The sequence below is a fragment of the Streptomyces solincola genome, assembly GCF_002982015.1.
In the GTDB taxonomy this organism is placed as follows: Bacteria; Actinomycetota; Actinomycetes; order Streptomycetales; family Streptomycetaceae; genus Streptomyces; species Streptomyces solincola.
In genome coordinates this window covers 1-2,105 of record NZ_PVLV01000395.1, presented here as the reverse complement: position 1 = coordinate 2,105, position 2,105 = coordinate 1, and the positions used below count along the sequence as shown (strand labels likewise).

The following is a 2,105-nucleotide window of genomic DNA, read 5'->3' as shown; positions in this document are numbered from 1 at the left end:
CCGCCCGCCTCACCATCCTGCGCAGCTTCGACACCGAGACCGGCGCGCTGGAACTGCTGACCACCTGACCTCCCGGACGAGGGGCCGCGGAGGGGTCAGCGCACGGTGAACACCGGCGTCGTCCCGCTGATCGGGGTGATCCGCCCGGTGAGGCCCTTCGCGTCGCCGTGGTAGCGGATCCGGTACCGGCCGGGCGGGGTGCCCTGGGCGATCTCCCAGGTCACCGTGGTGCGGGAGGCCGCGAGTCCGTCCCGCTCCCAGCGGAAGCGGGTCGACCAGTCGCCGTCGTCGGCGATCGTCCGCCACCCGCCGCCCTCCTCCCGCTGCACCTCAAGGAAGGTCCCGCCGCGCCGCAGGCCGTTGCCCGGGTGGGCGCCGGCGAACACGGCCTGGACCACCTCACCGGCCCGGTAGGTCTCCCGCGGTGCGCTCAGCACGTCCCCGAAGCGCCGGAACAACTGCGGCGCGTCCACCACCACCCCGGGCTGCAAGGCGATCTGCCGGTCGCTCAGGTCCGGCGGCACCGGCCCCAGCGGCAGCCGCCGCCCGTCCCGCATCGCGCTCGCCAGCGCCGCCGCCGTCTGCCGCAGCGCACCGAGCTGCCACCGCCCGAACAGCGTGCTGCCGCCCTCGTACTGCTGGGAGTCGTACTCCTCCGGCGTGGTGACGTAGTGGAAGTAGGCGTTGGCGTACCCGGCGACCAGCACGTCCTCCAGCTCGGAGCCGGTGATCGCGGCGACCGTGCGCCGCAGCGCCAGCCCGGCCGCGATGGTCACCTCGCCGGGGATGCCGATCAGATACAGCCGCCCGATCCGCACCAACTGCACCGGCACCCGCTCCTGCACCCACGGCAGGACGCCGTTGAGCAGCCCGATCGGCACGAACACGTCCTTCGGCGACTGGGCCTGCCGCAGCTCCGGCGAGACGTGGTAGACCAGCCCCTCCGAGACCAGGTCGAAGAACGGGTTCTCGCCCTCCTGGAAGCCCGGGAAGGCCGGGCCGTCCTCCACGCTGCCCGCCGCCATCGACGCCCCGACGCACGGCGTCGAGGTGGTGTGGGCGCGCCCGTCCCCGGTGAACTCCGGCCCCACCGCCGTCCGCGCCAGATCCAGGTACACCAGCCGGGCGTCCACCCCGCCGGTCATCCGCACCCCCGGCCGTACGGCCTGCCCGGCCGCCGCCTCGTACTGCCGCAGCCCGCTCTCCTTCGTCCGGGCGAAGTCGGCCGGCGTGGTCGGCGGCCTCAGGTCCAGGTTCGGCGACATGTCCCCGGCGTTGGTCTGGGCGAACGCGGAGACGAACGCCGGCGGCCGGCCGTCCCGGTAGTCCACGCCCGCCACCTCCCGCTCCCAGTGGTAGGCGGCGTAGCCCTTGTTGTCCGCGCTGATCAGCCGGTTGTCCCCGGACATGCTGGTGCCGTGCACGGCGAACCAGTTGACCGCGCCCACCGCCCGCCCGCCGCGCTCGATCCGCAGCACCGTGCTGAGCGGGTCCACCGCGTCCGGGAAGAACGCCCGCACCTCCGGCGGGTTGCGGTCGAACGCGATACGCGACCGGTTGACGCTGACCCCGGTCAACTCCGTTTGCGTGAGCACGAGTTCGCCCGGCGCCAGGTCCTCATGGGCGCGCCGGGCCGCCTCCACCAGACCGTCGGCGACCGCCTCGAAGGTCTTGGCGTGGAAGCCGTTGGTGGTGCTGTTGTACAGCACGTGGTGCGAGTAGCCGCCGGGTCCGGCGTGCGTGTGGGTCGCCGTGATCAGCACGTTCTGCTCGGTGTACAGCCCGCCGTACAGCTCCCCGAGCCGCCGCAGCACCGCCCGGTGCACGCTCTCGAAGATCATCGGCGAGTCGGCGACGACGAGCAGCACCCGTTCCCCGCTCGCCCTGTCGACCACGGCGAACGCCCGCGCCCGCAGTCGGGTGTGCAGCCCGGCCGCCTGCTGGTCGAACCGGCCGTACCCCATCATCCCGACCTCGGCGATCTCCCCGGTCGCGTCGGAGATCCCCCGCCCGACCAGATAACCGCCGTCGTCGACTCCGCCCTCCCCCCCGGCGGCCTCCGCCGCCGGGGGGGAGGGCGGAGTCGACGACGGCGGTTATCTGGT

The 2,105-nt window shown here is 73.6% G+C and carries 1 protein-coding gene; it reads right to left on the bottom strand.

The features are described from left to right. Positions 1–95 precede the first annotated feature (95 nt). Positions 96–2,018, bottom strand: a complete 1,923-nt coding sequence (locus tag C6N75_RS22785; RefSeq protein WP_265737441.1) for a neutral/alkaline ceramidase — start codon at positions 2,016–2,018, stop codon at positions 96–98. Between the last annotated feature and the right edge of the window lie 87 nt (positions 2,019–2,105).